The organism is Rhodobacter ferrooxidans (assembly GCF_000176015.1).
Taxonomy (GTDB): domain Bacteria; phylum Pseudomonadota; class Alphaproteobacteria; order Rhodobacterales; family Rhodobacteraceae; genus Pseudorhodobacter_B; species Pseudorhodobacter_B ferrooxidans.
In genome coordinates, this window is record NZ_ACYY01000013.1 from 57,582 (window position 1) to 80,998 (window position 23,417).

Here is a 23,417-nt window from a genome sequence, read left to right on the forward strand (position 1 = left end):
GGGCAGGCCGGGGGTTTTCCACCCCCGGACCCCCGGAGGATATTTTCGCAAAGGTGAAGGTGTTGGGCTTGGTCGATGGTCTGGAGATCCGGGTGCGGGGGCAGGTGCAGGGGGTGGGGTTTCGGCCCTTCGTCTGGCAGTTGGCGCAGCGGTTCGGGTTGCAGGGCACGGTATTGAATGACCCCGAGGGGGTGTTGATCCAGGTTTGCGGCGCGGGGCTGGAGGGGTTTGCGGCGGCCTTGACGGAGGAGGCGCCGCCACTGGCGCGGGTGGATGCGGTGGAGTGCCGGGCGTTTTGGTTTGATTTGCTGCCGGTGGGGTTTGTCATCGCGGCCAGTCGCGGGCGGGGGGCGGAGACGCGGGTGGTGCCGGATGCGGCGACCTGCCCGGACTGTCTGGCGGAGATCCGGGGCAATGGCCGTCGGCGGGGCTACGCGTTCACCAATTGCACCCATTGCGGGCCGCGATTCTCCATTCTGCGGGGGTTGCCTTACGATCGGGCGCAGACCTCGATGGCGGGGTTTGCGATGTGTGGCGATTGCCGGGCCGAGTATGAAAACCCCGGTGACCGGCGGTTTCATGCGCAGCCGATTGCCTGCCCGGCTTGTGGGCCTCGGCTGTGGCTGGAGGTGGCGGGGGCCGAGGTGCCGGGGGATGCGGTGGCGCTGGCGGTGGCGCGGCTGAAGGCGGGGCAGGTGCTGGCGATCAAGGGGCTGGGCGGGTTTCATCTGGCGTGCGATGCGCGCAATGCGGCAGCGGTGGAACTGTTGCGGCAGCGCAAGCGGCGGCCCGCCAAGCCTTTTGCGGTGATGATGGGCGAGGGTGATTTAGGCGGATTCTGCGAGGTTAGTGACGATATTCTTGGCCTGCTGCGCGGTGCGGCGGCGCCGGTGGCGGTGGTGCGGAGCCTTGGGAAGCTGCCGGAGGCGGTGGCGCCGGGGATGGCGACTCTGGGGGTGATGCTGCCCTATACGCCGCTGCATCATCTGCTGATCGACGGGTTTGGCGGGACGTTGGTGATGACCTCGGGCAACCTGTCGGGCGAGCCGCAGGTGATTGGCAATGATGAGGCGCGCGAAAAGCTGTCGGGTTTTGCCGACGCCTTTCTGTTGCATGACCGCGAGATCGTGCGGCGGCTGGATGACGGGGTGGTGCGGGCTGATCCGCCGATGGTTCTGCGCCGCGCGCGGGGGGCGGCGCCGGGCACGCTGCCCTTGCCGCCGGGGTTTGACGGGGCGGGGCAGGTGCTGGCCTTGGGCGGGCAGATGAAGGCGGCGATTTGCCTGGTCAAGAACGGTCAGGCGCTGCTGTCGCATCATCTGGGCGAGCTGGAGGATGCGTTGAGTTGGGAGGAATATCTGCGCGCCTGTGCCGACTACGGCGCGCTGTTCGACCTTTCCCCCGACGTGGTGGCCTGCGACCGGCATCCGGGCTATCGGGCCAGTCGGCACGCGGAAACTCTGGGGCTGCCGGTGGTGCGGGTAGGGCATCACCATGCACATCTGGCGGCCTGTCTGGGCGACAACCTGTGGCCGCGGGACGGTGGGCAGGTGGTGGGGATCGTGCTGGATGGCACCGGGCTGGGTCAGGATGGCACGATCTGGGGCGGAGAGGTGTTGCTGGGCGATTATGCCGGGGTGACGCGGGTCGGGTATCTAAGGCCAGCGGCTTTGCCTGGCGGGGATGCGGCCAGCCGTGAGCCATGGCGGAACCTGTTGGTGCGGCTGGATCAGGCGGGGCTTTCGGGGTTGGCGGATGAGGTGTTGACGGGGATGCCGCTGGGTATCGCAAGGGCGGCAGTAAAGGCCGGGATGAACGCGCCGCTTTCCAGTTCCGCCGGGCGGTTGTTCGATGCTTTTGCCGCGGCTTTGGGGATTTGCGTCGGGAGGCAAAGCTATGAGGGTGAGGCGGCGATGCGGCTGGAGGCTATGGTTGCCGGTGAGGCCGGGGCTTATGCGTTTGGCGAGGCAAGCGGGGTGATTGACCCCGCGCCGATGTGGCAGGCATGGGCGGCGGACCGGGCGGCGGGGGTATTGCCCGGAGTTATGGCCGCGCGGTTTCATGCCGGGTTAGCGGCGGCGTTTTGCGCAGTGGCGCGGCGGGTGGTGGAAAGCGGGCAGGCGCAGGCGGTGGTGCTTTCGGGCGGGTGTTTTCAGAACCCGGTGCTGCTGCGCGCGTGCCTGAACCGGCTGAAAGGAATGAAGGTGCTGACGCATCGAACCACGCCTGCCAATGACGGCGGGCTGGCCTTGGGGCAGGCGCTGATTGCTGCGGCGCAGCGGTTGACGGTGGCGGAAAGCGGCTGACCGGGGGCGCGGGCGGCTGGATAGCGGCTTTCCGGTGCGACAGGCTGTCTCAGGGGGATAATCACCCCCAAGCCACGGAAATCACTGAAGAAATAGTTTCTTTCCGGCCGGGGTGAAATCCTTTTGCCGCGGCTTTCGCATGGTTCGCATACTCGGGGATACAAAGCCGGGCGCGCCTTGCAGGGCCGGGGCCAGAGGGAGGGAACCTTGTCACAGATCGAAACCTTTTATGACGTGATGCGGCGGCAGGGGATCACCCGGCGCAGCTTCATGAAATATTGCAGCCTGACGGCGGCGGCGCTGGGGCTGGGACCGGCCTTCGTGCCGAAGATCGCGCATGCGATGGAAACCAAGCCGCGCACGCCGGTGATCTGGGTGCACGGGTTGGAATGTACATGTTGCAGCGAAAGCTTCATCCGCTCGGCGCATCCGCTGGCCAAGGATGTGGTGCTGTCGATGATCTCGCTCGACTATGACGACACGCTGATGGCGGCGGCGGGGCATGCGGCGGAAGCGGCGCTGATGGACACCATCGAGAAATACAAGGGCAACTACATTCTGGCCGTCGAAGGCAACCCGCCGCTGAACGAGGACGGGATGTATTGCATCATCGGCGGCAAGCCGTTCGTGGAACAGCTTAAAATGGCCGCCGAGCATGCCAAGGCGATCATTTCCTGGGGGGCCTGTGCGTCCTATGGCTGCGTGCAGGCGGCCAGCCCGAACCCGACGCGGGCCACGCCGGTGCACAAGGTGATCCTCGACAAGCCGATCATCAAGGTGCCCGGCTGCCCGCCGATTGCCGAGGTGATGACCGGGGTGATCACCTATATGCTGACCTTCGACCGGATGCCGGAACTGGACCGTCAGGGCCGCCCTGCGATGTTCTACAGCCAGCGCATCCACGACAAATGCTATCGCCGCCCGCATTTCGACGCCGGGCAGTTTGTCGAGGCCTGGGATGATGAAAACGCCCGCAAAGGCTATTGCCTGTACAAGATGGGCTGCAAGGGGCCGACCACCTACAACGCCTGTTCCACCGTGCGCTGGAACGAGGGCACTTCTTTCCCGATCCAGTCGGGGCATGGCTGCATCGGCTGTTCCGAGGACGGGTTCTGGGATCAGGGCGGGTTCTACGACCGGCTGACCACGATCAAGCAGTTCGGCATCGAGGAGAACGCCGACACCATCGGCATGACCGCCGCCGGGGTGCTGGGCGGGGCCGTGGTGGTGCATGCGGCCGTTTCGGCGCTGAAACGCGCGCAGAAGAAAACTCAAGAGAAAGTGGAGGGGTAAGCCATGGGCGCTACACCAAACGGCTTCAACCTCGATACCACCGGGCGGCGCATCGTTGTCGATCCGGTGACGCGGATCGAAGGCCACATGCGTTGCGAGGTCAACGTGGACGAGCAGGGCATCATCCGCAATGCGGTGTCTACCGGCACCATGTGGCGCGGGCTGGAGGTCATTCTGAAAGGCCGCGATCCGCGCGATGCCTGGGCGTTTACCGAGCGGATTTGCGGGGTCTGCACCGGCACCCATGCGCTGACATCGGTGCGCGCGGTGGAAGACGCGCTGGGGATCAAAATCCCCGATAACGCCAACTCCATCCGCAATATCATGCAGTTGAACCTGCAGGTGCATGACCATATCGTGCACTTCTATCACCTGCACGCGCTGGACTGGGTGAACCCGGTCAATGCGCTGCGGGCCGACCCCAAGGCCACCAGCGAGTTGCAGCAGGCGGTGTCGCCTTCGCATCCGCTGTCGTCGCCCGGCTATTTCCGCGACGTGCAGAACCGGCTGAAGAAGTTCGTGGAATCGGGCCAGCTTGGCCTGTTCAAGAACGGCTACTGGGACAATCCGGCCTACCTTCTGCCGCCCGAAGCCGACCTGATGGCGACCACGCATTACCTTGAGGCGCTGGACCTGCAAAAGGACATCGTCAAGATCCACACCATCTTTGGCGGCAAGAACCCGCATCCGAACTGGCTGGTGGGCGGCGTGCCCTGCCCGATCAACATCGACGGCGTGGGGTCGGTGGGTGCGATCAACATGGAGCGGCTGAACCAGGTTTCCTCGATCATCGACCGCTGCATCGAGTTCAACAACAACGTCTATATCCCCGACGTGATCGCCATCGGCGGCTTCTACAAGAACTGGCTCTATGGCGGCGGATTGTCGTCGAAATCGGTGCTGGCTTACGGTGACATTCCTGAAAATGCCAACGACTATACCGGCGCGAACATGCTGCTGCCGCGGGGGGCGATCATCAACGGCGATCTTTCCCAGGTGCATGAGGTTGACGTGCGCGACCCGGAGCAGGTGCAGGAATTCGTTGACCATAGCTGGTATTCCTATGGCGAGCCGGGCAAGGGTCTGCACCCCTGGGATGGCGTGACAGAGCCGAAATTCGAGCTGGGGCCGAACCTGAAGGGGACGAAAACCAACATTCAGGAAATCGACGAAGCGGCGAAATACTCCTGGATCAAGGCGCCGCGCTGGAAGGGTCACGCGATGGAGGTGGGGCCGCTGGCGCGTTACATCGTCGGCTATGCCGGTGGCCACGAGGACATCAAGAACCAGGTCGAAGGCCTGCTGGGCACCATGAAGCTGCCGGTCACGGCGCTGTTCTCGACGCTGGGGCGCACCGCCGCCCGGGCGTTGGAGGGCGAATACTGTGGCCGGCTGCAAAAGCATTTCTTCGACAAGCTGATGACCAACATCAAGAACGGCGACCAATCCACCGCCAATGTCGAGAAATGGGATCCCTCCACCTGGCCCAAGGAAGCCAAGGGTGTGGGCATGACCGAGGCGCCGCGCGGCGCGCTGGGCCATTGGGTCAAGATCAAGGATGGCCGGATCGAGAACTATCAATGCGTGGTGCCGACCACCTGGAACGGCAGCCCGCGCGATGCGGCGGGCAATATCGGCGCCTTCGAAGCGGCGCTGATGGATACCAAGATGGAACGCCCGGACGAGCCGGTGGAAATTCTGCGCACGTTGCACAGTTTCGATCCGTGCCTGGCCTGCTCGACCCATGTGATGTCGCCTGACGGGTCCGAACTGACCCGCGTCAAAGTCCGCTAAGGGGGGAATGATGAAGAAACTTACACTTTCCATTGCACTTGCCACCCTTGCCGGACCGGCGCTGGCGCATACCGGGCATGGTGACGCTTTCGGTTTTGCCCATGGTCTGGCGCATCCGATCGGCGGTGCCGACCATCTGCTGGCGATGCTGGCGGTGGGGCTGTGGTCGGGCTTTGTGCTGCCACAGCGGTTCTGGCTGGGGGCTGCTGCCTTCATGGCGGCGATGGTGGTCGGCGCCGGGCTGGCGTGGTCGGGCATCGGGCTGCCGCTGGTCGAGGGCGGCATCGTCGCCTCGGTTCTGGTGTTCGGCGTGATCATGCTGGTGTCACGCAAGGGCCAGGCCGACTGGATGACCAAAGCCTCGCTGGCCGCCATCGCGGTCTTTGCCGCCTTGCACGGCCAGGCCCACGCCACCGAGGCAACTGGGGCGGTGGCGCTGTATCTGGGCGGCTTCCTGATTTCGACCGCCGCCTTGCACATCACCGGCATCGTCATTGCCCGCATGGTGGCGCGCTCGGCGCAGGCGGGTCGGGTGCAACAGGCGCTGGGGGCGGCGATTGCCGCGGCCGGTGCCTTCCTCATGGTCGGGTGAGGGGATGTGATGACAGACACCGACATCACCATCCGCATTCCCAACCCGGCGGCGCCAGAGCCGCTGGAGGCGGCGCGGTTGACCGGCGGCGCGCGGCCCGAGGATATCGAATACATCCGCAAGGAAGGCGCGGTTTACGTCTACGAGGCGCCGGTGCGGCTGTGGCACTGGGTCAACGCCGCGGCGATCCTGACGCTGATGGGCACCGGCTACCTGATCGGGTCGCCGCCACCTTCGATGCAGATCGGCGAGGCCAGCCAGCAATTCGTGTTCGGCTATATCCGGTTCGCGCATTTCGCCGCCGCCATGATCATGACGGTGGGGTTTTTCGGCCGGATCTACTGGGGCTTTGTCGGCAACCGGCACGCCCGGCAGATCTTCTACATTCCGATCACCAACGCCCGCTGGTGGCGCGAGATCTTCTTCGAGCTGCGCTGGTATCTGTTCATCGAGGCCGAGCCGAAGAAATACATCGGTCACAACCCGCTGGCGCATGTGGCGATGTTCTTTTTCGTCACACTGGGGATGATTTTCATGATCATCACCGGGTTTGCGCTGTATGCCGAAGGCGCCGGGCAAGGCTCGCTTCCCGACACGCTGTTCGGCTGGGTGCTGGGGCTGGTGGGCAACAGCCAGCGGCTGCACACCCTGCACCATCTGGGCATGTGGTCGATCGTGATCTTTACCATCATCCACATCTACGCCGCGATCCGCGAGGATATCATGAGCCGCCAGTCGATGGTCACCACCATCATCTCGGGTTGGCGCACCTTCCGGGATGACCGGGTGGAGTAGTAGGTTCTTAACGAGTTCCTCCCCTGGGCGGGCGTGGCCGATGGCTGCGCCCGTTTCGTTTTGGTTGTGGGCTTTTCGATTTTCCAGATATGTGGCAGAAAGGTTTCCAGTTTCGCGACGGCTACGGGGCGGAGAATCGACATTTTTCCATTGTAAATCAGTTATATGACAAAATGTCGCAGAGTTTGCGATTTCCGGGGTTCGGCGGCGCACTGCAAACCCTATTGTCAGTTGCAACAATGGCCGCAAACGCGGTTGCCACCACGGGTTCAGGGAGGAACCGATGTCCGCCAACACCCCCGACAGAGTTCTCATATTGGGTATCGGCAATGTGCTCTGGGCCGACGAAGGCTTTGGCGTGCGCTGCATAGAGGCGATGGCCGACCGCTATGCCGTGCCGCCGCAGGTGCGGCTGCTGGATGGCGGCACCCAGGGGCTTTACCTGCTGCCGTTTCTGGAAGAGGCCGACGCGCTGATCGTGTTCGACGCGGTGGATTACGGTCTGCCGCCCGGCACCATGAAGATCGTGCGCGATGCCGAGGTGCCGGCCTTCATGGGCGCCAAGAAGATGAGCCTGCATCAGACCGGCTTTCAGGACGTGATCGCCACTGCGCAACTGCTGGACCGCTGTCCTTCGCGGATGACGCTGATCGGCTGCCAGCCGGTGGAGCTGGAGGATTACGGCGGCGGTTTGCGCGCGGAAGTGGCAGCGCAGATCGAACCGGCGTTGCAAGTGGCGCTGGGCGAGTTGGCTGGTTGGGGCATCGCGGTGCGGCCTGGTCGCAGCACGGGTGCCGATCTGGCCGACCCGTCGATCCGCCGCGGGGTTTACGAGGCCGGTCGGCCCTCGGAAGGTGAGGCCTGCCGTCTGGGGGATGATCGCTTCTTCCCGACGGTGGCGTGATGTGCCTTGGGGTGCCGATGCAACTGCTGGCGGTCGATGGCATCGCCGGGCAGGCCAGTGATGGCGTGAACATGCAGCTTCTCGACCTCAGCCTGACCCCCGATGCGCAACCCGGTGACTGGGTGCTGGCGTTTCTGGGGGCGGCGCGCGAGGTGATCTCGGCTGCCGAGGCGGCGCAGATCACCAACGCTCTGGTCGGGCTGCAATCGCTGATGCAGGGCGGCGACCTGGGCGATGCCTTTGCCGATCTCGAATCCCGCAGCCCCAGCCTGCCACCGCATCTTCAGGCCGCGCTGGACGCGGGCCTTAGCCAGGGATGACCACCGATGCATGACCATGCGCCTTTCGATACCGCCACCAAACCGGCAGGCCTGCACCCGCTGATCGCCCGGCTGACCACCGATCTGGGATGGCCACGGCTGGCCAACCTGTCGGACGCCGCCGAGTTCACCGCCCGGCCCGGCGCGCATTGCCTGTTCATTCCCGGCGATCCGGCGCGCAACCTTGAAACCGCCGATGCCGCGGTGATCCTGCCGGAACTGCGGATGGCGTTCCAGCGGGCCTTCGATTGTGCCGTGGTCGATGACGCCATCGAGGCGGCGCTGCGCGAGACCCATCGCGCGCTGAAAACGCCGGGTTTCCTGTTCTTCCGCGAGGGCCGCTACCTTGGCGCGGTGGAAAAGATCCGCGATTGGGACGATTACATCGCCCGCATCACCCATATCCTCGGCCTTGCCGCCGCAGACAGGAGCACCTGATGGTTTCCGCCTTTCACCTGCCCCCAACCGGCTTCGGCCCCGGCTCGCAAACGCTGGAGGACGAGTTGGCGTTCATGCCGTTGCCATCGGGGATGCGGACCTACGAGGCGCATCTGCCCGAGGTGGGCGATCTGACGGCGGTGGAACCGGCGCTGAAGACGCTGGCCGATATTGCCGCTGCCTGCGCGATCTGTGCTGAAACCGGCCAGACCGCGGATTTCGATCTGACGGGGCTGAGTGCCGAGTGCCGCAAGTTGCTGGCCGAAACCCTGGGGCAGGGCGAGGTGGCGATGAAGCTGCGCGGCAAGCCCGCGGTGATGGTGCAGGAAAGCGTGTTTGCCGGGGTCTGGGCGCTGGCTGGTGCGGGGGTGGACCGGGTCGAGGTGGCGCCGGTGCCGGGGTTGTCGATCTCTCGTGCCTTCACCCCGCACCGCCCGGCGCTGGGGGTGGCGGTGCCGCAGGGGCCGGGCGTGGTGAACGCGCCGTCGATTCTGGCGGAATTGCTGGATAAATCAGCCAGTTGGGCGGCGGGGGATGACCCCTATGTGATCAACCTCACCTTGCTGCCGCATACCGAGGAAGACCTGATCTGGCTGGATACCGCGCTGGGCGAAGGGGCGGTGACCATTCTTTCCCGCGGTTACGGCAATTGCCGCATCACCGCCACCGGTCAGCGGCAGGTCTGGCGGGTGCAGTATTACAACTCGACAGACGCGCTGATCCTTGACACGTTCGAGGTGACGGCAATGCCCGAGGTGGCCTTGGCCGCGCGCGAAGATCTGGAAGATTCGGCGGGGCGCATCCGCGAAGTGCTGGAGGCGATACGATGAGCGGCTTTGAAGGCTCGTATCTGGGCGCCAACGACCGGATCAGCCCGCGGGCGGTGATGGAATGTAAAATCTGCTGGACGCCCTACGACCCGGCGCAGGGCGACGATTTCCGCCAGGTGCTGCCCGGCACGCCGTTCACAGCACTTCCCGACGACTGGCACTGCCCGAATTGCGACGCGCCGAAAGCGCAGTTCATGGTGCTGGAAGACCCCGGATCGCAGGCGATGGCGGTACAGGCCGAGATCGCCCGCCGCACCGGCCTGCTGGTGGCCGGTTTCAAGGAAGTCTGGCACTCGAAAATGCGCGACGTGCCCTTGGTGAACGCGGCGCTGCATGTCGAGGCGGTGGGGTTCCAGCCGCATGAAGGCCGCCTGCTGGGGGTGCTGGTGGCGCCGTGGTTCATGAATCTGGTGCTGCTGCCGGGTGAAGAGGATTGGTCTGGCCATCCCGCCGGGCAGAAGGTGCAGGTCGATTTCCCCTCGGGTTCCTACGAATTCATCCACAATGCGCGCGAGATGGTGGGGCCTTACATGGCTTGCAGCCTGTTCTCGCCGATGGCAGATTTCGCCAGCCAGTTGCAGGCGGTCGAGGTGGCGCGGGCGGTGATGGCGGCGCTGTTCGATGCCGCCAACCGCGACGAGACCGACCGGGCGGCGGAAATTCGTGGGGTGCGCGAGGCCGAACTGGCGGCGTTGGAGGCTCCCGAGGTGCCAGTCGAAAGCGTGCTGGAGGCGCCATCGCGGCGGGCGCTGATCTCGGCGGGGTTGGCGGGTTAATGCAGCAGGCGCTGGGCATCACGCTGCGGCTGGGCGAACGGATCGAGCCGATGCTTGATCCGGGTCGGCCATTGCCGGTAGCGGCGCTGATGCTGGGGCGCGCGGCGGTCGAGGCGGCAGAGATGTTGCCGCGGTTGTTCAACCTGTGCCGGGCGGCGCAGGGCATGGCGGCGCGGCTGGCTTTGGGGCTACCCGGCGGCGATGTGCAGGCGCTGCGGGCCGAGGTGACGCGCGAGCATTTGTTCAAGCTGCTGGTGGTCTGGCCGGGGATGCTGGGCCTGCCTGCGCGGGCATTGCCGACAGGGGATGGCATGGCCGAGGCGGTGTTCGGGCCGCAGGGCTTGCCGGATGCCGAAGGGTTTGCCGGCTGGCTGGCGGCGGGTGCGGGGGTTGCGCCGCTGATGGCCGCCGTCGCCGCAGCCTTTGCGCCGGGCGAGGCGGTGGCCGATCTGCCGATGCTGCGCCCTGAGGCGGCGCTGTCGATCGCGGCGGTGGAGAACTCGCCTGCGGGGCGGCAAGCCGGGTCGGACCTGCTGGCGCATCTGGCGAAAACCCATGGCAAGGGGCCGTTGTGGCGGGCGATGGGGCGGCTGGTCGATCTGCATGATCCGCTGCCCGCGCCGCTGGTTCTGGCCGATGGCACGGCGCTGGTTCCCGCCGCGCGTGGCACTTATGCGCTGCGGGCGCGGCAGACCGGCGGCATCGTCAGCGCCTTTGCCCGGGTGACGCCGACCGACCATATGACCGCTGCGGGGGGCGCCTTGGAGATGTCGCTGGCCAGCCTGCCGCCGCAGAAAGCGCATCTGGCGCGGCTGGTGGTCGATATCCTTGACCCCTGCGTGCCGGTGACGATTTCGCAGGTGCAGCATGCATGAGATGGCGCTGTGCGAGGGCATCCGTTCCATCGTTGAAGATCAGGCCCGGGCGCAGGGCTTTGCCCGCGTCACCATCTTGCGGCTGGAGATCGGCCGTTTTGCCGGGGTGGAAAAACCGGCGCTGGAGTTCTGCTTTGACGTGGTGATGCGCGGCAGCCCGGCCGAAGGCGCGGTGCTGGAGATGATCGACCTGCCCGGCCGCGCCATGTGCTATGATTGCATGGTCGAGGTAGAGATTGACGACCGGCTTGCGCCCTGCCCGCGCTGTGGCGGCGGCAAGCTGATGCCGGTGGCGGGCGACGAGATGCGGATCAAGGATATGGAGGTGCTGTAATGTGCACGGTTTGCGGTTGCGGCGATGCGCCGAAGTTTGATGCCCACGGGCATGACCACGATCATGGGCATGGGCACTCCCACCCCCACAGCCACGACCACCACTATGGGCTGGGGGCGGCGGGGGTCTCGGTTGCCGGGATGACTCAGGCGCGGCTGATCGAGGTGGAGACCGACATTCTGGCCAAGAACAACGCCTATGCCGATGGCAATCGCCGGGTGCTGCGGGCGTTGGGGGCCTATGCGGTGAACCTGGTGTCCTCGCCCGGTTCCGGCAAGACCACACTGCTGTGCAAGACCATCGAGGCGCTGGGCGCGGCACCGCTGGCGGTGATCGAGGGGGACCAGCAGACCAGCAACGATGCCGACCGCATCCGTGCGACCGGGGCGCAGGCGGTGCAGATCAACACCGGCAAGGGCTGTCATCTTGACGGGCATATGGTCGGTCATGCGATGGACCAACTGGTGCTGAAACCCGGCTCGTTTCTGTTCATCGAGAATGTCGGCAATCTGGTCTGCCCCGCCGCCTTCGATCTGGGCGAGGATGCCAAGGTGGCGGTGCTTTCGGTGACCGAAGGCGAGGACAAGCCTTTGAAATACCCCGACATGTTCACCGCCGCACGGCTTGCGATCCTGAACAAGATCGACCTGGCGCCGCATTGCGACGTGGACTTGGCGCTGTATGAGGCCAACCTGCGGCGGGTCAACCCCAGCATCGACATCCTGCGGGTTTCGGCCCGCACCGGCGAGGGCATGGCCGGGTGGCTGGGCTGGCTGCGCGCCCGCATGGTCGAGAAAACCCTGCGGAAAGCCGGCTGATGGCCGCCCCTGCCCGCCCTGCCGTGCTGCTGGTGGATGACGAGCCGCATTCGCTGGCGGCGATGAAGATGGCGCTGGAGGATGAGTTCGAGATCCTGACTGCCGGTAGTGCCGCCGAGGCCGCGCGGATACTGGAAGACGAATGGGTGCAGGTGATCTTCTGCGACCAGCGGATGCCGGGGCAATCGGGCGTCGAATTCCTGACCGAGGTGCGCGAACGCTGGCCAGAGACGGTTCGGCTGATCATCACCGGCTATACCGACGCGCCGGCCATGGTCTCGGCGATCAACGACGCCGGGATATACCAGTTTCTCACAAAGCCCTGGCATCCCGACCATCTGCTGATCGCCGCGCGCAATGCCGCCAAGCTGTTCGCGCTGAGCCGCGAGAATGAACGGATGGCGCTGGAGATGCGCTATCTGACCACCACCGCCGAAACCCGGCTGGAGAAACGTCGCCGGGCTCTGCGCGAGGGCATGGGGTTTGAAACCATTCTGCGGGCGCCGAATTCACCGATGAACGCGGTGGTGCAACTGGCCCGGCAATACGCCAGTTTCGACGTGCCGGTGCTTCTGGTGGGCGACGCGGGCAGCGGCAAGGCGCAGATGGCGCGGGCGATGCATTTCGGCTCGTTGCGATCCGACCGGCCGTTTTACGAGTTGAACCTGGCGGGGCAGCCGGAAGATCTGGCGATGCTGGAGCTGTTTGGCGCCAAGCGCGGCGTGTTGCCGGGTGGCGTGGCGAAGATCGGGCTGATGCAGAAGGCCGACCGTGGCACGCTGTATCTGGGCGGGGTGGAAACCGCCGGGCCGGGGCTGCAACTGGCGCTGCTGCGGGTGGTTTCGGATGGCGCCTTCTCGCCGGTGGGCGGGCAGGAATCGGTGGGCACCAACCTGCGGCTGATCTGCGGCGCGCATGGCGATCTGCGGGCGCGGGTGGCGGATGGGGCGTTTCGCGCCGACCTTTATTTCGCGCTGTCGGTGGGCGAGGTGGCCTTGCCCCCCTTGCGGGCGCGGCGTGGCGATGTGGCGATATTGGCGCAGCATCTGCTTGGGGACCTCTCGGCGGCGCATGGCAAGCCGGTGCATGGTTTTGACGCGGCGGCGCTGGAGTTTCTGGAGGGTTACGACTGGCCCGGCAACCTGCGCGAATTGTCGGCCGAGGTGACGCGGATGCTGATCCTGGCGCAGGACAGCGTGCTGGGGGCCGAGTTGATCTCGCGTCATATCCTGCAGGCGCCGCCGGGTGCCGGGGGGGCTGACCGCAGCGCCGAGGCGGTGTTGACCGCCGATGGCACGCTGAAGGACCGGGTGGAACTGATCGAGATGCGCATCCTGCGCGAAACCTTGACCCGGCACCGCTGGAATAAAAGCCGGGCGGCGGCGGAACTGGGGCTTAGCCGCGTGGGGCTGCGAGCCAAGCTGGATCGCTATGGCATCCTTGACCCGGCAGGGCGGGTGGCGGCGGATGAGGAGGACGACTGAATGTGTCTGGGGATTCCGGGGCAGATCGTGGCGATCACCGATGAGGGCCGGCTGATGGCGCTGGCGGAGGTTTCCGGCGTGCGGCGCGAGGTCAACGTGGCCTGCATCGCCGATGGGCCTTTGGCCGGGCTGATCGGAGAATGGGCGCTGATCCATGTCGGCTTTGCGATGAGCCGGATTGATGCCCTTGAGGCGGAAAAGACGCTGGAGGCGTTGCGCGATCTGGGCGAGGCGCAGGAGGCTTTGGCCGCCATGGCCGAGGGCCAGCGGGCGCTGGAGGGGCGGGGATGAAATACGCCAGCGAATTCCGCGACCCTTTGGCGGCCAAGGTGCTGCTGGCCGAGATCGCCAGGGTGGCCGATGCCATTGGTGCCACGAAGGCCAAGCCCGTGCACATCATGGAGATTTGCGGCGGCCACACCCATGCGATCTTCCGCTATGGTCTGGACAAGCTGGTGCATGAGGGCGTCGAGTTCATCCACGGCCCCGGCTGCCCGGTTTGCGTGCTGCCGATGAGCCGGGTCGATGAATGTGTGCAACTGGCTGAACTGCCGGGGGTGATTTTCACCACCTTCGGTGATGCGATGCGGGTGCCGGGGCGGCGCAAAAGCCTGCTGCAGGCCAAGGCGGCAGGTTGCGACATACGAATGGTTTACTCGCCCTTGGACGCGCTGGAACTGGCGCGGCGCAATCCGGGGCGCGAGGTGGTGTTTTTCGGGCTGGGGTTCGAGACGACGACGCCCTCGACAGCGCTTTCCATCCAGCAGGCGGCGCGCGAAGGCTTGGCGAATTTCTCGGTATTCTGCAACCACATCACGGTGCCGGAACCGATCCGGGCCTTGCTGGGTGACCCCGACATGCTGCTGGACGGTTTCATCGGGCCGGGGCATGTGAGCATGGTGATCGGCACGCATCCCTATGATTTCATTGCGCAGGAGTTCGGCAAGCCGATCGTGGTGGCGGGGTTCGAGCCGCTGGACCTGCTGCAATCGGTGCTGATGGTGTTGCGGCAGATTGCCGAGGGCCGGGCCGAGGTGGAAAACCAGTATGCCCGCGTGGTGCCCGAGCATGGCAATCCGGTCAGTCTGGCGGCGATTGCCGATGTCTATGAACGGCGGCCGAGTTTCGAATGGCGGGGGTTGGGCGAGATTGACGCCTCGGGGCTGAAGATCCGGGCGAAATACGCGGCGTGGGATGCCGAGGAGAAATTCGCCATCGGCTATGGTGCCGGGCCGCGGGTGGTGGATGAACCCGAGGGCTGCGCTTGTGGCGCGGTGATGACCGGGCGGATCAAGCCGACGGCCTGCCCGCAGTTCGGCAAGGGCTGCACGCCGGAAATGCCATTGGGGGCGTTGATGGTCAGTTCCGAAGGCGCCTGTGCGGCCTATTGGCAATATGGTGGCGCGCGGGCGGCGGCAGAGTAGGGGGCGCTGCCCCCGCGCTGCGCGCCCCCCCGAGATATTTTCGAACAGATGAAAGCAGAGTGATGGCGCTTCGGGATGAACGGGTGACGCTGGCGCATGGCGGCGGCGGCAAGGCGATGCGGGATCTGATCGACGAGGTGTTCACCTCTGTGTTCCAGCCGCCGGGGATGGAGGATCAGGCGCGGTTGATGGCGGATGCGGTGCAGGAACCGGGCGCGCGGCTGGCCTTTACCACCGACAGTTTCGTGGTGACGCCGCTGGAGTTTCCCGGCGGCGATATCGGCAAGATCGCGGTCTGCGGCACGGTGAACGATCTGGTGGTGGGGGGGGCGGTGCCGCTGTGGCTGTCGGCGGCCTTCATCATCGAGGAGGGTTGCGAGGTGGCCTTGCTGCGCCGGATTGTGGCGTCGATGGCGCGCGAGGCGGCGCTCGCGGGGGTGCGGATCGTCACCGGCGATACCAAGGTGGTGGGGCGCGGAGCGGCGGACGGGCTGTTCGTGACCACCGCCGGGATCGGGGTGATACAACCGGGGCGCGAGATGGCGGCGGCGCTGATCCGGCCGGGCGATGTGGCGATCGTGAACGGCATGCTGGGCGACCATGGCGCGGCGATCCTGGCGGCGCGGGGTGATCTGGCACTTTCCACCGATCTGCACAGCGATTGCGCCAGTCTGGGGCATCTAATGCAGGCGGTTTTGGCGGCGGCCCCCGGCGTGCGGGCAGCGCGGGATGCCACGCGCGGCGGGCTGGCTTCGGCCTTGAACGAGATGGCCGAGGCCGCGGGAGTCGGGGTGGTGATCGAGGAGGTCGCCCTGCCGATGCGCACCGAGGTGAAGGGGGTTTGCGAGATATTGGGGCTTGATCCGCTGTATCTGGCCAACGAGGGCACGCTGGTGCTGTTCGTGCCGGAAGATCAGGCGGCGGCGGCACTGGCAGCGATGCGGTCGGTGCCAGAGGGTGCGGGGGCGGTGGTGATCGGCCGGGCGGTGGCGGCGCATCCGGGGCAGGTGCGGATGGTGACGCTGTTCGGCGGCAGCCGTATCGTTGACATGCTGGTGGGCGAGCAATTGCCGCGGATTTGCTAGGCCCTGTCGGGACTGTCTGAAAGAAGTTACTAGTGGTTGTTGCGGGGTGGCGTGCCATGCGCCACATCTTGATACTTGTCCGCACCGCGCAGGGTCATGCCTTCCGAGAAGGGCCGCACGAGGCTGCGGAAAATCTCTTGCCACGGCGTCTGGCTGGCAGGCACTGGATAGCCGCCTGCTGCCGCCAAAGCGCGGGCACGCTCGGCCAGTTCTTCGTCCGACAAAAGGATATCGGCGGTGAACTTGCGCAGATCAATCCGCACCCGGTCACCGTTCCGCAGCAGCGCCAACCCGCCGCCCGCCGCCGCCTCGGGCGAGGCGTTCAGGATCGAGGGCGAGCCGGAGGTGCCCGATTGCCGCCCGTCACCGATGCAGGGCAGCGCGGTGATGCCCTGTTTCAAAAGGTAGGCGGGCGGCCGCATGTTCACCACCTCGGCCCCACCCGGATAGCCCAGCGGGCCGGTGCCGCGCATCACCAGGATGCAGGTGGCGTCGATGGCAAGGGCCGGATCGTCGATGGTGGCGTGAAAAATCTCCGGCCCGTCGAACACCACGACGCGACCTTCGAAGGCCATCGGGTCGTCGGGGTTTTCCAGATAACGCTGGCGGAATTCCTTCGAAATCACGCTGGTTTTCATGATGGCAGAATCGAACAGGCTGCCCTTCAGGTTGATGAACCCGGCCTCGGCGCGCAGCGGATCGGCGGCGGTGCGGATCACGTCGGCGGTCTCGGAGCGGCGCAGGGCGCAGTTTTCGCCCATGGTATGGCCGTTGACGGTGCCAGCCTCGGGGTGCGGCAGCAGACCGGCGGCCATCAACTCGCCCACCACCGCGGGCACGCCGCCTGCATGGTGGAAATCTTCGCCCAGATAGCTGCCCGCGGGTTGCAGGTTCACCAGGAGCGGAACTTTGTGACCCACCGCCTGCCAGTCGTCGTTGGTCAGCTCCAACCCCAGATGCCGGGCGATGGCGTTCAGGTGGATTGGCGCGTTGGTCGAGCCGCCGATGGCGGAATTGACCGCGATGGCGTTTTCAAACGCGGCGCGGGTCATGATGTCGGTGGGCTTCAGATCCTCCCAGACCATGTCCACAATCCGCTTGCCGGTGGCATGGCCCATCTGGCCACGCTCGCGGTAAGGTGCTGGAATCGCTGCCGAACCCGGAAGCTGCATCCCCAAAGCCTCGGCCAGCGCGTTCATCGTGCTGGCGGTGCCCATGGTGTTGCAATAACCGACCGAGGGTGCTGACGAGGCTACCAGTTCCATGAAGCCGTCATCGTCAATCTCGCCCGCCGCCAGCAATTCGCGCGCCTTCCAGACGATGGTGCCAGAGCCGGTGCGCTCGCCGCGGAACCAGCCGTTCAGCATCGGGCCGACCGAATAGGCGATGGCGGGGATGTTGACGGTGGCCGCCGCCATCAGGAGTGCTGGCGTGGTCTTGTCGCAGCCGATGGTCAGCACGACGCCGTCGATCGGATAACCATAAAGCGTCTCTACAAGGCTCAGATAGGCCAGATTGCGGTCCAGCGAGGCCGTGGGGCGCTTGCCGGTTTCCTGTATCGGATGCACCGGAATTTCCAGCGGCACGCCACCCGCCGCGATGATGCCGTCACGAACCCGCTGCGCCAGGGTGACGTGGTGGCGGTTGCAGGGCGACAGATCGCTGCCGGTCTGGGCGATGGCGATGATCGGCTTGCCGCCCTGCAATTCCTCGCGCGTCAGGCCGTAGTTCAGATACCGCTCCAGATACAGCGCGGTCATTTCCGGGTCGTCGGGGTTGTTGAACCACAGCCGCGAGCGCAGGTTTTCCGGTGTCATCTTGCGCATGGCTGGCCCCTTGATGCTGCTGCGGGGCCAGGCGCTGAAGCGTGTGCCGAAACCTGCCCGAACAGATGGATTTCTGCGATGCTATCGGGCTTTGAATCGGGGAACAACGGATTTACGGCGATCATGGATGATCAAAGCCGATGCAGATCGCGAAAGAACTCCGGGGCCGCACTGTCGGCAATCTGATTGCGCCTGGCGCAACGACAGTGCTGGAGACGTATCGACAGGCGCGCCAAAAGGCGCGCCTGAAGGAAAAATCAGGCAAGAGCCAGATTGATCGCCGATTCGCGGCCATCACGGCCGGATTCGATGTCGAAGGTCACGGCCTGACCATCGTCAAGCTGACGGATGCCAGCGCGTTCCATGGCGGAGACGTGCACGAACACGTCCTTGTTGCCATTCGCCGGGGCGATGAAGCCGAAACCCTTGGTTGCGTTGAACCATTTCACGGTGCCATTGGCCATCGTGGATACTCCTTTTAACTGCCACCCGCGATATGCGGTGGCCCGGCGCAGTCACATCAGAATCGAGAACTGCAGCCGTAAGGAGACAGGGGTCGACAGATAGCGTTTCGCCGGACACACATGGGGCCAAACGCCCTGCAGCACAAGCCCTTGAATTTTTTATTTGCGGCTTGTGCCTTGCCGTAGCGGCAGACGCTCCGCGGGGGATATTTTCGCAAAGGTGAAGCCGCAGGGTCAGAAGGACTTGCCGCGGGCGGTGACAGGTATCAGCCGCTCGACCACGCCGTTGCGGATGCCGACATACCACTCATGCAGGTTGCAGGTCGGGTCGCAATGACCGGGGATCAGCCGCAGTTGGGTGCCGACCCGCAGCGCGCTGGTTGGGTCGGCAAGTTCGCCATGCTCGTCCGAAGCCGCGACATAGGTCACGTCCGAACGCCCGGCGACCTGCGGCAGGCCACTGTCCAGCGACATCACCTTCAGCCCGGCATCGACCACGGCATGATCGGGTTTGACATGGCTCATCACCGTGGTCAGCACGAACAGGCTGTGGCGAAAGGCGCCTTCGCCCAGAACCCGACGGTAATCGGCGTCCATGAAGGCGTAAGAACCGCATTGAAGTTCGTTGTAGACGCCCGAGGCCGCCTCGAAGCGGTAGCTGCCGGTTCCTGCGCCGCCGATGATGGCGCAAGGCTGGCCATCTGCGGCCAGCAGATCGACCGCGCGTCGGGTCGCAGCGATGGCGGTTTCAATCAAGCCGCGACGGGCGACGGGGTCGGCTTGGTGCTGCGCCGAGCCCTGATAGGCCTGCAGCCCGGCAAACCGCAGTCCGGGAGCGGCGACGATGGCCTGGGCAAGGCCGGGGGCCTGATCGGGTGCCACGCCACACCGCCCGGCGCCGCAATCAATTTCCACCAGCACTTCGATTTCGGTGCCATGGCGCTGCGCCGCCGCCGAAAGCTCGGCCACATTCGCCGGGTCATCGACGCAGGTCAGGATGCGCGCACCCAGCAGCGGCAACCGCGCCAGCCGGTCGGTCTTGACCGCCCCGCGCACCTGATTGGTGATCAGGATATCGCGCAGCCCGGCGCGGGCAAAGGCCTCGGCCTCGCTGACCTTCTGGCAGCAGATACCGCAAGCCCCGGCGGCGATCTGCATCTGCGCAATCTCGGCCGATTTGTGCATCTTGCCGTGCACCCGCAACCGAACCCCCGCGGCGTCGGCTTGCGATTGCATGCTGGCGATGTTGGCCTCCAGCGCATCCAGATCGAGGATCAGGCTGGGGGTCTGCACCTCGGCCTCGGTCATCCCGGGGGTGGCAGGAATATCATAGCCTACTTCAAGCGCGGTCATTGCGGTTTCCCTTTGCCGGGGGCACCCCAGCCGCCGCCACCGGGGGTCAGCATCTCGAACACCGACCCGGCGGGAAGGCTGCGTTCATCGTTGCCCAGCAGCGGCTCTACCCGGCCATCGGGCCAGATCACCCGGTTTTCACCCAAAGCTCCCGCTTCGCCGCCCGCGCCACCAAACGGCGGGATGATCCGGCTGGAACACAGCGTCGTCACCGTCACCGGCGCCAGAAACCGCAGCCGCCTGATCGCGCCATTGCCGCCCGGCCACTGGCCTTCACCTCCCGAGCCGGGGCGGATGCCGAACGCCTCCAGCCGCACCGGAAAGCGCTTTTCCAGCACTTCAGGGTCGGTCATGCGGGTGTTGGTCATGTGGCTTTGCACGGCATCGCCGCCCGCGAACCCAGGCCCGGCGCCGGTGCCCCCGGCGATGGTTTCATAGTTCTGGAACGCCGCATTGCCCCAGACGAAGTTGTTCATCGTGCCCTGCGACCCCGCCATCACCCCCAGCGCGCCGTAAAGCGCGTTGCAGGCGGCCTGCGACACTTCGGTGTTGCCGGCAATCACCGCCGCTGGATAGCGCGGGTTCAGCATCGAGCCTTCGGGCACGATGATGGTCAGCGGCTTCAGGCAACCCTCGTTCAGCGGGATGTTCTTGCCCACCAAAGTGCGGAACGCATACAGCACCACTGCCCGGCAGATCGCCATCGGCGCGTTGTAATTGCCGGCGTGTTGCGGGCTGGTGCCGGTGAAATCGACCACAGCCAGCCGCGCCGCGCGGTCCACCGTGACACGCACCACGATCTGAGTGCAGATGTCCATCTGATATATGAACGATCCGTCACTTATCCGGTCGATCACCTGCCGCACGCTTTCCTCGGCATTGTCCTGCACATGGCGCATATAAGCGGAAACCACATTCGCGCCATAGGTTTGCACCACGCGCAGCAGTTCTCGCCACCCGGTTTCATTGGCCGCCACTTGTGCCTTCAGATCGGCCATGTTCTGGTCGATCGAGCGGCAGGGATAGCGGCCCGATCCCAGCAGTGCCCGGGTTTCCGTCTCGCGCAGGCGGCCTGAAGAGACCAATGTGAACAGATCAATCAGAACGCCTTCCTCGTCGATATGGCGGCTGTCAGGCGGCGAGGAACCGGGAGTGCGGCCACCGATATCGGCGTGGTGGCCGCGTGATCCAAGCCAGAACGCCGGAATGTCGCCCACGAAAACCGGGGTGATCACCGTCACGTCCGGCAGATGGGTCCCGCCATTGTAGGGGCTGTTCAGCATATAGGCGTCGCCCGGTTGGACGGTGTCCTTGGTGGCAGCCATTACCACCTTCACCGCGTGCGACATCGAGCCCAGATGCACCGGCACATGCGGCGCATTGGCCACCAGATCGCCCGCCGCATCGAAGATGGCGCAGGAAAAATCGAGCCTTTCCTTGATGTTGACCGACCATGCAGTGTTGGCCAGCGTGGCACCCATCTGGTCGGCGACGGACATGAAAAGGTTGCTCATCACCTCCAGCAGTACCGGGTCGGCGGCAGTTCCGGCGGCAGAGGGGCGGGTCATTGCGTGATCGCGGTGCAGGATCAGATTGGCGCTGCTGTCGATCTTCGCCACCCAGCCGGGTTCCACCACCACGGTGCCGGTCGCCTCGCGGATCACCGCCGGGCCGTGCAGGACCGTGGCGGTTCCAAGACCCGCGCGGTCGTAAAGCGGGGCGTCGTGCCAGGTGCCATCCCACAGCTTCAGATGGTCGATGGGGCGGGCTTTGCCAGTGGGGGCGGTGGTTTCGGGCAGCGGACTGCCAGTGCCAATCGCTTCGACCGCCAGCATTTCGAACAAAAGTTCACGTTCAGGCGAAGTGAAGCCAAACCGCGCCAGATGCAGGGCTTCGAAATCGGCCTGCATCTGCGGCGCAGACCCGAAAGCCACCTCCAGCGCCTGATGCGAGCCAACATAGCGCAGATGCGCGCGGGCCTCGATGCGCGGGGCTTCGACGCCTTGTGCGGCAAGTTCGGCGCGGGCATCCTGCGTCAAACGATCCAGCGCTGCCTGGGCCGCATCCAACGCGTTCAGCGGTGCATCGAACTGCGCCTCTCGCAGCGCGCGAATCTCAGCGAGGCCCATGCCGAATGCCGAAAGCACCCCGGCGAAAGGGTGCAGGAACACCGAGGTCATGCCCAGCGCATCCGCAACCCGTGTGGCGTGCTGACCGCCTGCCCCGCCAAAGCATTGCAGGGTATAGCCGGTCACGTCATGCCCGCGCTGCACGCTTATCTTCTTGATCGCATTGGCCATATTGTCCACCGCGATGCGCAGGAAACCCATGGCCACCGCCTCGGGTTCTGGCGCCGTCGTGCCGGTGGCTGCGGCAATCTCGGCGGCCAGAACCGCAAGTTTCTCCCGCACCACCACCGCATCCAGCGGCTGATCGCCCCCCGGGCCGAACACCTGCGGGAAATGCGCAGGCGACAGGCGGCCCAGCATCACGTTGCAATCAGTGATGGTCAGCGGACCGCCGCGGCGATAGCAGGCGGGGCCGGGATTGGCACCCGCACTTTCCGGCCCGACCTGATAGCGGCCATCAGCAAAACGGCAGATCGAGCCGCCGCCCGCCGCCACCGTATGAATATCCATCATCGGTGCCCGCATCCGCACGCCCGCCACTTCGGTTTCGAACGAACGTTCATATATTCCCGAATAATGACTCACATCGGTCGAAGTGCCGCCCATGTCAAAGCCGATCAGCCGCGAAAACCCCACAGCTTCCGCCGTGCGCACCATGCCGACAATGCCGCCCGCAGGCCCGGACAGGATGGCATCCTTGCCCTGAAACCGCCCGGCCTCGGTCAGCCCGCCGCTGGACTGCATGAACAGCAGCCGCCCGGTGGCGCGGCCAATGTCCAGCGCCCCTTCGACCTGCGCCACATAGCGCCGCAGGATCGGTGAAAGATAGGCATCGACCACCGTGGTATCGCCGCGCGCCACCAGCTTGGCCAGACGGCTGACCGCGTGGCTGACCGACACCTGGGTGAAGCCCTCGGCGCGCGCCACCTGCGCCACCGCCAACTCGTGGGCCGCGTTCACATGCCCATGCAGCAGGGCAACCGCAACGGCTCGGATGCCCTGCGAAAAAGCCCCCCGCAAAGCCACCCGCGCCGCATCCAGATCGACCGCCGTCACCTCGGCGCCCTCGGCATCCAGCCGCCCCGGCACCTCGGCCACGGCTTCATACAGCAGGTCCGGGCGGCGGATGTGCAGGTCGAACAGCGCCGGCCGCGCCTGGGTGCCGATGCGCAGAAGATCGGCGAAACCTTCGGTGATCAGCAGCAGCACCCGCTCGCCCTTGCGCTCCAGCAGGGCGTTGGTGGCGACCGTGGTGCCCATCTTCACCGCAGCAATCGCCCCCTCGGGAAGCGCCTCGCCCACCGCCAACCCAAGGCAATCGCGGATGCCCTGCACCGCGGCGTCGGCATAGCGTTCGGGGTTTTCCGATAGCAGCTTGCGGGTTTCCAAGGTGCCATCCGGCCGCCGCGCCACCACATCGGTGAAGGTGCCACCCCGGTCGATCCAGAATTCCCAAGCGCCCGCCATGCCCGCCTCCGTTGCCCATGCCATGGGTCGGGCAAAGCGTGCGAACTGTCAACCAAGCTGCGGAATTTGACATTTGATCAAATCATTACTACCCCGTCGCCAAGGGAGAA

General features: G+C 65.5%; 21 protein-coding genes. 17 read left to right on the forward strand and 4 right to left on the reverse strand.

Translation table 11 applies throughout. From position 1 onward, the window contains the following. Positions 1 to 59 precede the first annotated feature (59 nt). The 17 genes from hypF (at position 60) to hypE (ending at position 16,068) form a co-directional block, all read left to right on the forward strand. Positions 60 to 2,306 (forward strand): carbamoyltransferase HypF, encoded by a 2,247-nt coding sequence (hypF, locus tag RSW2DRAFT_RS10690; protein WP_008030827.1) that lies wholly within the window; start codon positions 60 to 62, stop codon positions 2,304 to 2,306. Positions 2,307 to 2,513: 207 nt separating this feature from the next. Next, on the forward strand, positions 2,514 to 3,599 hold the full coding sequence (locus RSW2DRAFT_RS10695) for a hydrogenase small subunit (protein ID WP_008030829.1): 1,086 nt from the start codon (positions 2,514 to 2,516) through the stop codon (positions 3,597 to 3,599). Between the two features lie 3 nt (positions 3,600 to 3,602). Next, entirely contained in the window at positions 3,603 to 5,393 is a 1,791-nt protein-coding gene (locus tag RSW2DRAFT_RS10700; RefSeq protein WP_008030831.1) for a nickel-dependent hydrogenase large subunit, read from the forward strand. A gap of 10 nt (positions 5,394 to 5,403) precedes the next feature. Then, positions 5,404 to 5,985, forward strand: a complete 582-nt coding sequence (locus RSW2DRAFT_RS10705) for a HupE/UreJ family protein (protein WP_008030832.1) — start codon at positions 5,404 to 5,406, stop codon at positions 5,983 to 5,985. A gap of 9 nt (positions 5,986 to 5,994) precedes the next feature. Next, on the forward strand, positions 5,995 to 6,780 hold the full coding sequence (cybH, locus tag RSW2DRAFT_RS10710; RefSeq protein ID WP_008030834.1) for a Ni/Fe-hydrogenase, b-type cytochrome subunit: 786 nt from the start codon (positions 5,995 to 5,997) through the stop codon (positions 6,778 to 6,780). 283 nt (positions 6,781 to 7,063) lie between these two features. Further along, positions 7,064 to 7,684 carry a HyaD/HybD family hydrogenase maturation endopeptidase gene (locus tag RSW2DRAFT_RS10715; protein ID WP_008030835.1) on the forward strand — a complete coding sequence of 207 codons (621 nt, stop codon included), beginning with the start codon at positions 7,064 to 7,066 and terminating at the stop codon, positions 7,682 to 7,684. After that, positions 7,684 to 8,004: a HypC/HybG/HupF family hydrogenase formation chaperone gene (locus RSW2DRAFT_RS10720; protein WP_008030837.1), complete on the forward strand. Its 321-nt coding sequence runs from the start codon at positions 7,684 to 7,686 to the stop codon at positions 8,002 to 8,004. The genes RSW2DRAFT_RS10715 and RSW2DRAFT_RS10720 overlap by 1 nt, the downstream gene beginning before the upstream one ends. A 6-nt stretch (positions 8,005 to 8,010) precedes the next feature. Further along, complete coding sequence (locus RSW2DRAFT_RS10725) at positions 8,011 to 8,442, forward strand: thioredoxin domain-containing protein (protein WP_008030839.1); 432 nt, start codon at positions 8,011 to 8,013, stop codon at positions 8,440 to 8,442. Beyond that, positions 8,442 to 9,272, forward strand: coding sequence for a hydrogenase expression/formation protein (locus RSW2DRAFT_RS10730; RefSeq protein ID WP_008030841.1), 831 nt, complete (start codon positions 8,442 to 8,444; stop codon positions 9,270 to 9,272). The genes RSW2DRAFT_RS10725 and RSW2DRAFT_RS10730 overlap by 1 nt, the downstream gene beginning before the upstream one ends. Beyond that, positions 9,269 to 10,048 (forward strand): [NiFe]-hydrogenase assembly chaperone HybE, encoded by a 780-nt coding sequence (locus tag RSW2DRAFT_RS10735; RefSeq protein WP_008030843.1) that lies wholly within the window; start codon positions 9,269 to 9,271, stop codon positions 10,046 to 10,048. Before RSW2DRAFT_RS10730 ends, RSW2DRAFT_RS10735 begins: the two co-directional genes overlap by 4 nt. Continuing rightward, positions 10,048 to 10,923: a hypothetical protein gene (locus tag RSW2DRAFT_RS10740; protein ID WP_008030844.1), complete on the forward strand. Its 876-nt coding sequence runs from the start codon at positions 10,048 to 10,050 to the stop codon at positions 10,921 to 10,923. Before RSW2DRAFT_RS10735 ends, RSW2DRAFT_RS10740 begins: the two co-directional genes overlap by 1 nt. Further along, on the forward strand, positions 10,916 to 11,257 hold the full coding sequence (gene hypA, locus RSW2DRAFT_RS10745; RefSeq protein WP_008030846.1) for a hydrogenase maturation nickel metallochaperone HypA: 342 nt from the start codon (positions 10,916 to 10,918) through the stop codon (positions 11,255 to 11,257). The genes RSW2DRAFT_RS10740 and hypA overlap by 8 nt, the downstream gene beginning before the upstream one ends. Then, positions 11,257 to 12,075 (forward strand): hydrogenase nickel incorporation protein HypB, encoded by an 819-nt coding sequence (gene hypB / locus RSW2DRAFT_RS10750; protein WP_008030848.1) that lies wholly within the window; start codon positions 11,257 to 11,259, stop codon positions 12,073 to 12,075. The genes hypA and hypB overlap by 1 nt, the downstream gene beginning before the upstream one ends. Then, on the forward strand, positions 12,075 to 13,559 hold the full coding sequence (locus tag RSW2DRAFT_RS10755) for a sigma-54-dependent transcriptional regulator (RefSeq protein ID WP_008030851.1): 1,485 nt from the start codon (positions 12,075 to 12,077) through the stop codon (positions 13,557 to 13,559). Before hypB ends, RSW2DRAFT_RS10755 begins: the two co-directional genes overlap by 1 nt. Further along, the gene (locus RSW2DRAFT_RS10760; RefSeq protein WP_008030853.1) at positions 13,560 to 13,850 is read left to right on the forward strand and encodes a HypC/HybG/HupF family hydrogenase formation chaperone; all 291 of its coding nucleotides are present in this window, start codon (positions 13,560 to 13,562) and stop codon (positions 13,848 to 13,850) included. After that, positions 13,847 to 14,983: a hydrogenase formation protein HypD gene (gene hypD, locus RSW2DRAFT_RS10765; protein WP_008030855.1), complete on the forward strand. Its 1,137-nt coding sequence runs from the start codon at positions 13,847 to 13,849 to the stop codon at positions 14,981 to 14,983. Before RSW2DRAFT_RS10760 ends, hypD begins: the two co-directional genes overlap by 4 nt. Before the next feature lie 62 nt (positions 14,984 to 15,045). Next, entirely contained in the window at positions 15,046 to 16,068 is a 1,023-nt protein-coding gene (hypE, locus tag RSW2DRAFT_RS10770; RefSeq protein WP_008030856.1) for a hydrogenase expression/formation protein HypE, read from the forward strand. Between the two features lie 29 nt (positions 16,069 to 16,097). Here hypE and RSW2DRAFT_RS10775 read toward each other — a convergent pair whose 3' ends face one another. From RSW2DRAFT_RS10775 to RSW2DRAFT_RS10790, 4 genes are all read right to left on the reverse strand, one after another. Then, positions 16,098 to 17,894: an IlvD/Edd family dehydratase gene (locus RSW2DRAFT_RS10775; RefSeq protein WP_008030858.1), complete on the reverse strand. Its 1,797-nt coding sequence runs from the start codon at positions 17,892 to 17,894 to the stop codon at positions 16,098 to 16,100. 257 nt (positions 17,895 to 18,151) lie between these two features. Further along, positions 18,152 to 18,358, reverse strand: a complete 207-nt coding sequence (locus tag RSW2DRAFT_RS10780) for a cold-shock protein (RefSeq protein WP_008030861.1) — start codon at positions 18,356 to 18,358, stop codon at positions 18,152 to 18,154. 234 nt (positions 18,359 to 18,592) lie between these two features. Beyond that, positions 18,593 to 19,711, reverse strand: a complete 1,119-nt coding sequence (locus RSW2DRAFT_RS10785) for a DSD1 family PLP-dependent enzyme (RefSeq protein WP_008030863.1) — start codon at positions 19,709 to 19,711, stop codon at positions 18,593 to 18,595. Then, positions 19,708 to 23,307 (reverse strand): hydantoinase B/oxoprolinase family protein, encoded by a 3,600-nt coding sequence (locus RSW2DRAFT_RS10790; protein WP_008030864.1) that lies wholly within the window; start codon positions 23,305 to 23,307, stop codon positions 19,708 to 19,710. The genes RSW2DRAFT_RS10785 and RSW2DRAFT_RS10790 overlap by 4 nt, the downstream gene beginning before the upstream one ends. Between the last annotated feature and the right edge of the window lie 110 nt (positions 23,308 to 23,417).

What these genes read in the sequence shown, in the direction of transcription:
- RSW2DRAFT_RS10730 (WP_008030841.1), top strand. Translation starts at nt 8,442, where the DNA reads ATGGTTTCCGCCTTTCACCTGCCCCCAACCGGCTTCGGCCCCGGCTCG.
- RSW2DRAFT_RS10785 (WP_008030863.1), bottom strand. Translation starts at nt 19,711, where the DNA reads ATGACCGCGCTTGAAGTAGGCTATGATATTCCTGCCACCCCCGGGATG.
- RSW2DRAFT_RS10715 (WP_008030835.1), top strand. Translation starts at nt 7,064, where the DNA reads ATGTCCGCCAACACCCCCGACAGAGTTCTCATATTGGGTATCGGCAAT.
- RSW2DRAFT_RS10705 (WP_008030832.1), top strand. Translation starts at nt 5,404, where the DNA reads ATGAAGAAACTTACACTTTCCATTGCACTTGCCACCCTTGCCGGACCG.
- RSW2DRAFT_RS10740 (WP_008030844.1), top strand. Translation starts at nt 10,048, where the DNA reads ATGCAGCAGGCGCTGGGCATCACGCTGCGGCTGGGCGAACGGATCGAG.
- cybH (WP_008030834.1), top strand. Translation starts at nt 5,995, where the DNA reads ATGACAGACACCGACATCACCATCCGCATTCCCAACCCGGCGGCGCCA.
- hypA (WP_008030846.1), top strand. Translation starts at nt 10,916, where the DNA reads ATGCATGAGATGGCGCTGTGCGAGGGCATCCGTTCCATCGTTGAAGAT.
- hypB (WP_008030848.1), top strand. Translation starts at nt 11,257, where the DNA reads ATGTGCACGGTTTGCGGTTGCGGCGATGCGCCGAAGTTTGATGCCCAC.
- RSW2DRAFT_RS10700 (WP_008030831.1), top strand. Translation starts at nt 3,603, where the DNA reads ATGGGCGCTACACCAAACGGCTTCAACCTCGATACCACCGGGCGGCGC.
- hypE (WP_008030856.1), top strand. Translation starts at nt 15,046, where the DNA reads ATGGCGCTTCGGGATGAACGGGTGACGCTGGCGCATGGCGGCGGCGGC.
- RSW2DRAFT_RS10735 (WP_008030843.1), top strand. Translation starts at nt 9,269, where the DNA reads ATGAGCGGCTTTGAAGGCTCGTATCTGGGCGCCAACGACCGGATCAGC.
- RSW2DRAFT_RS10760 (WP_008030853.1), top strand. Translation starts at nt 13,560, where the DNA reads ATGTGTCTGGGGATTCCGGGGCAGATCGTGGCGATCACCGATGAGGGC.
- RSW2DRAFT_RS10790 (WP_008030864.1), bottom strand. Translation starts at nt 23,307, where the DNA reads ATGGCGGGCGCTTGGGAATTCTGGATCGACCGGGGTGGCACCTTCACC.
- hypD (WP_008030855.1), top strand. Translation starts at nt 13,847, where the DNA reads ATGAAATACGCCAGCGAATTCCGCGACCCTTTGGCGGCCAAGGTGCTG.
- RSW2DRAFT_RS10725 (WP_008030839.1), top strand. Translation starts at nt 8,011, where the DNA reads ATGCATGACCATGCGCCTTTCGATACCGCCACCAAACCGGCAGGCCTG.
- RSW2DRAFT_RS10720 (WP_008030837.1), top strand. Translation starts at nt 7,684, where the DNA reads ATGTGCCTTGGGGTGCCGATGCAACTGCTGGCGGTCGATGGCATCGCC.
- RSW2DRAFT_RS10780 (WP_008030861.1), bottom strand. Translation starts at nt 18,358, where the DNA reads ATGGCCAATGGCACCGTGAAATGGTTCAACGCAACCAAGGGTTTCGGC.
- RSW2DRAFT_RS10775 (WP_008030858.1), bottom strand. Translation starts at nt 17,894, where the DNA reads ATGCGCAAGATGACACCGGAAAACCTGCGCTCGCGGCTGTGGTTCAAC.
- RSW2DRAFT_RS10755 (WP_008030851.1), top strand. Translation starts at nt 12,075, where the DNA reads ATGGCCGCCCCTGCCCGCCCTGCCGTGCTGCTGGTGGATGACGAGCCG.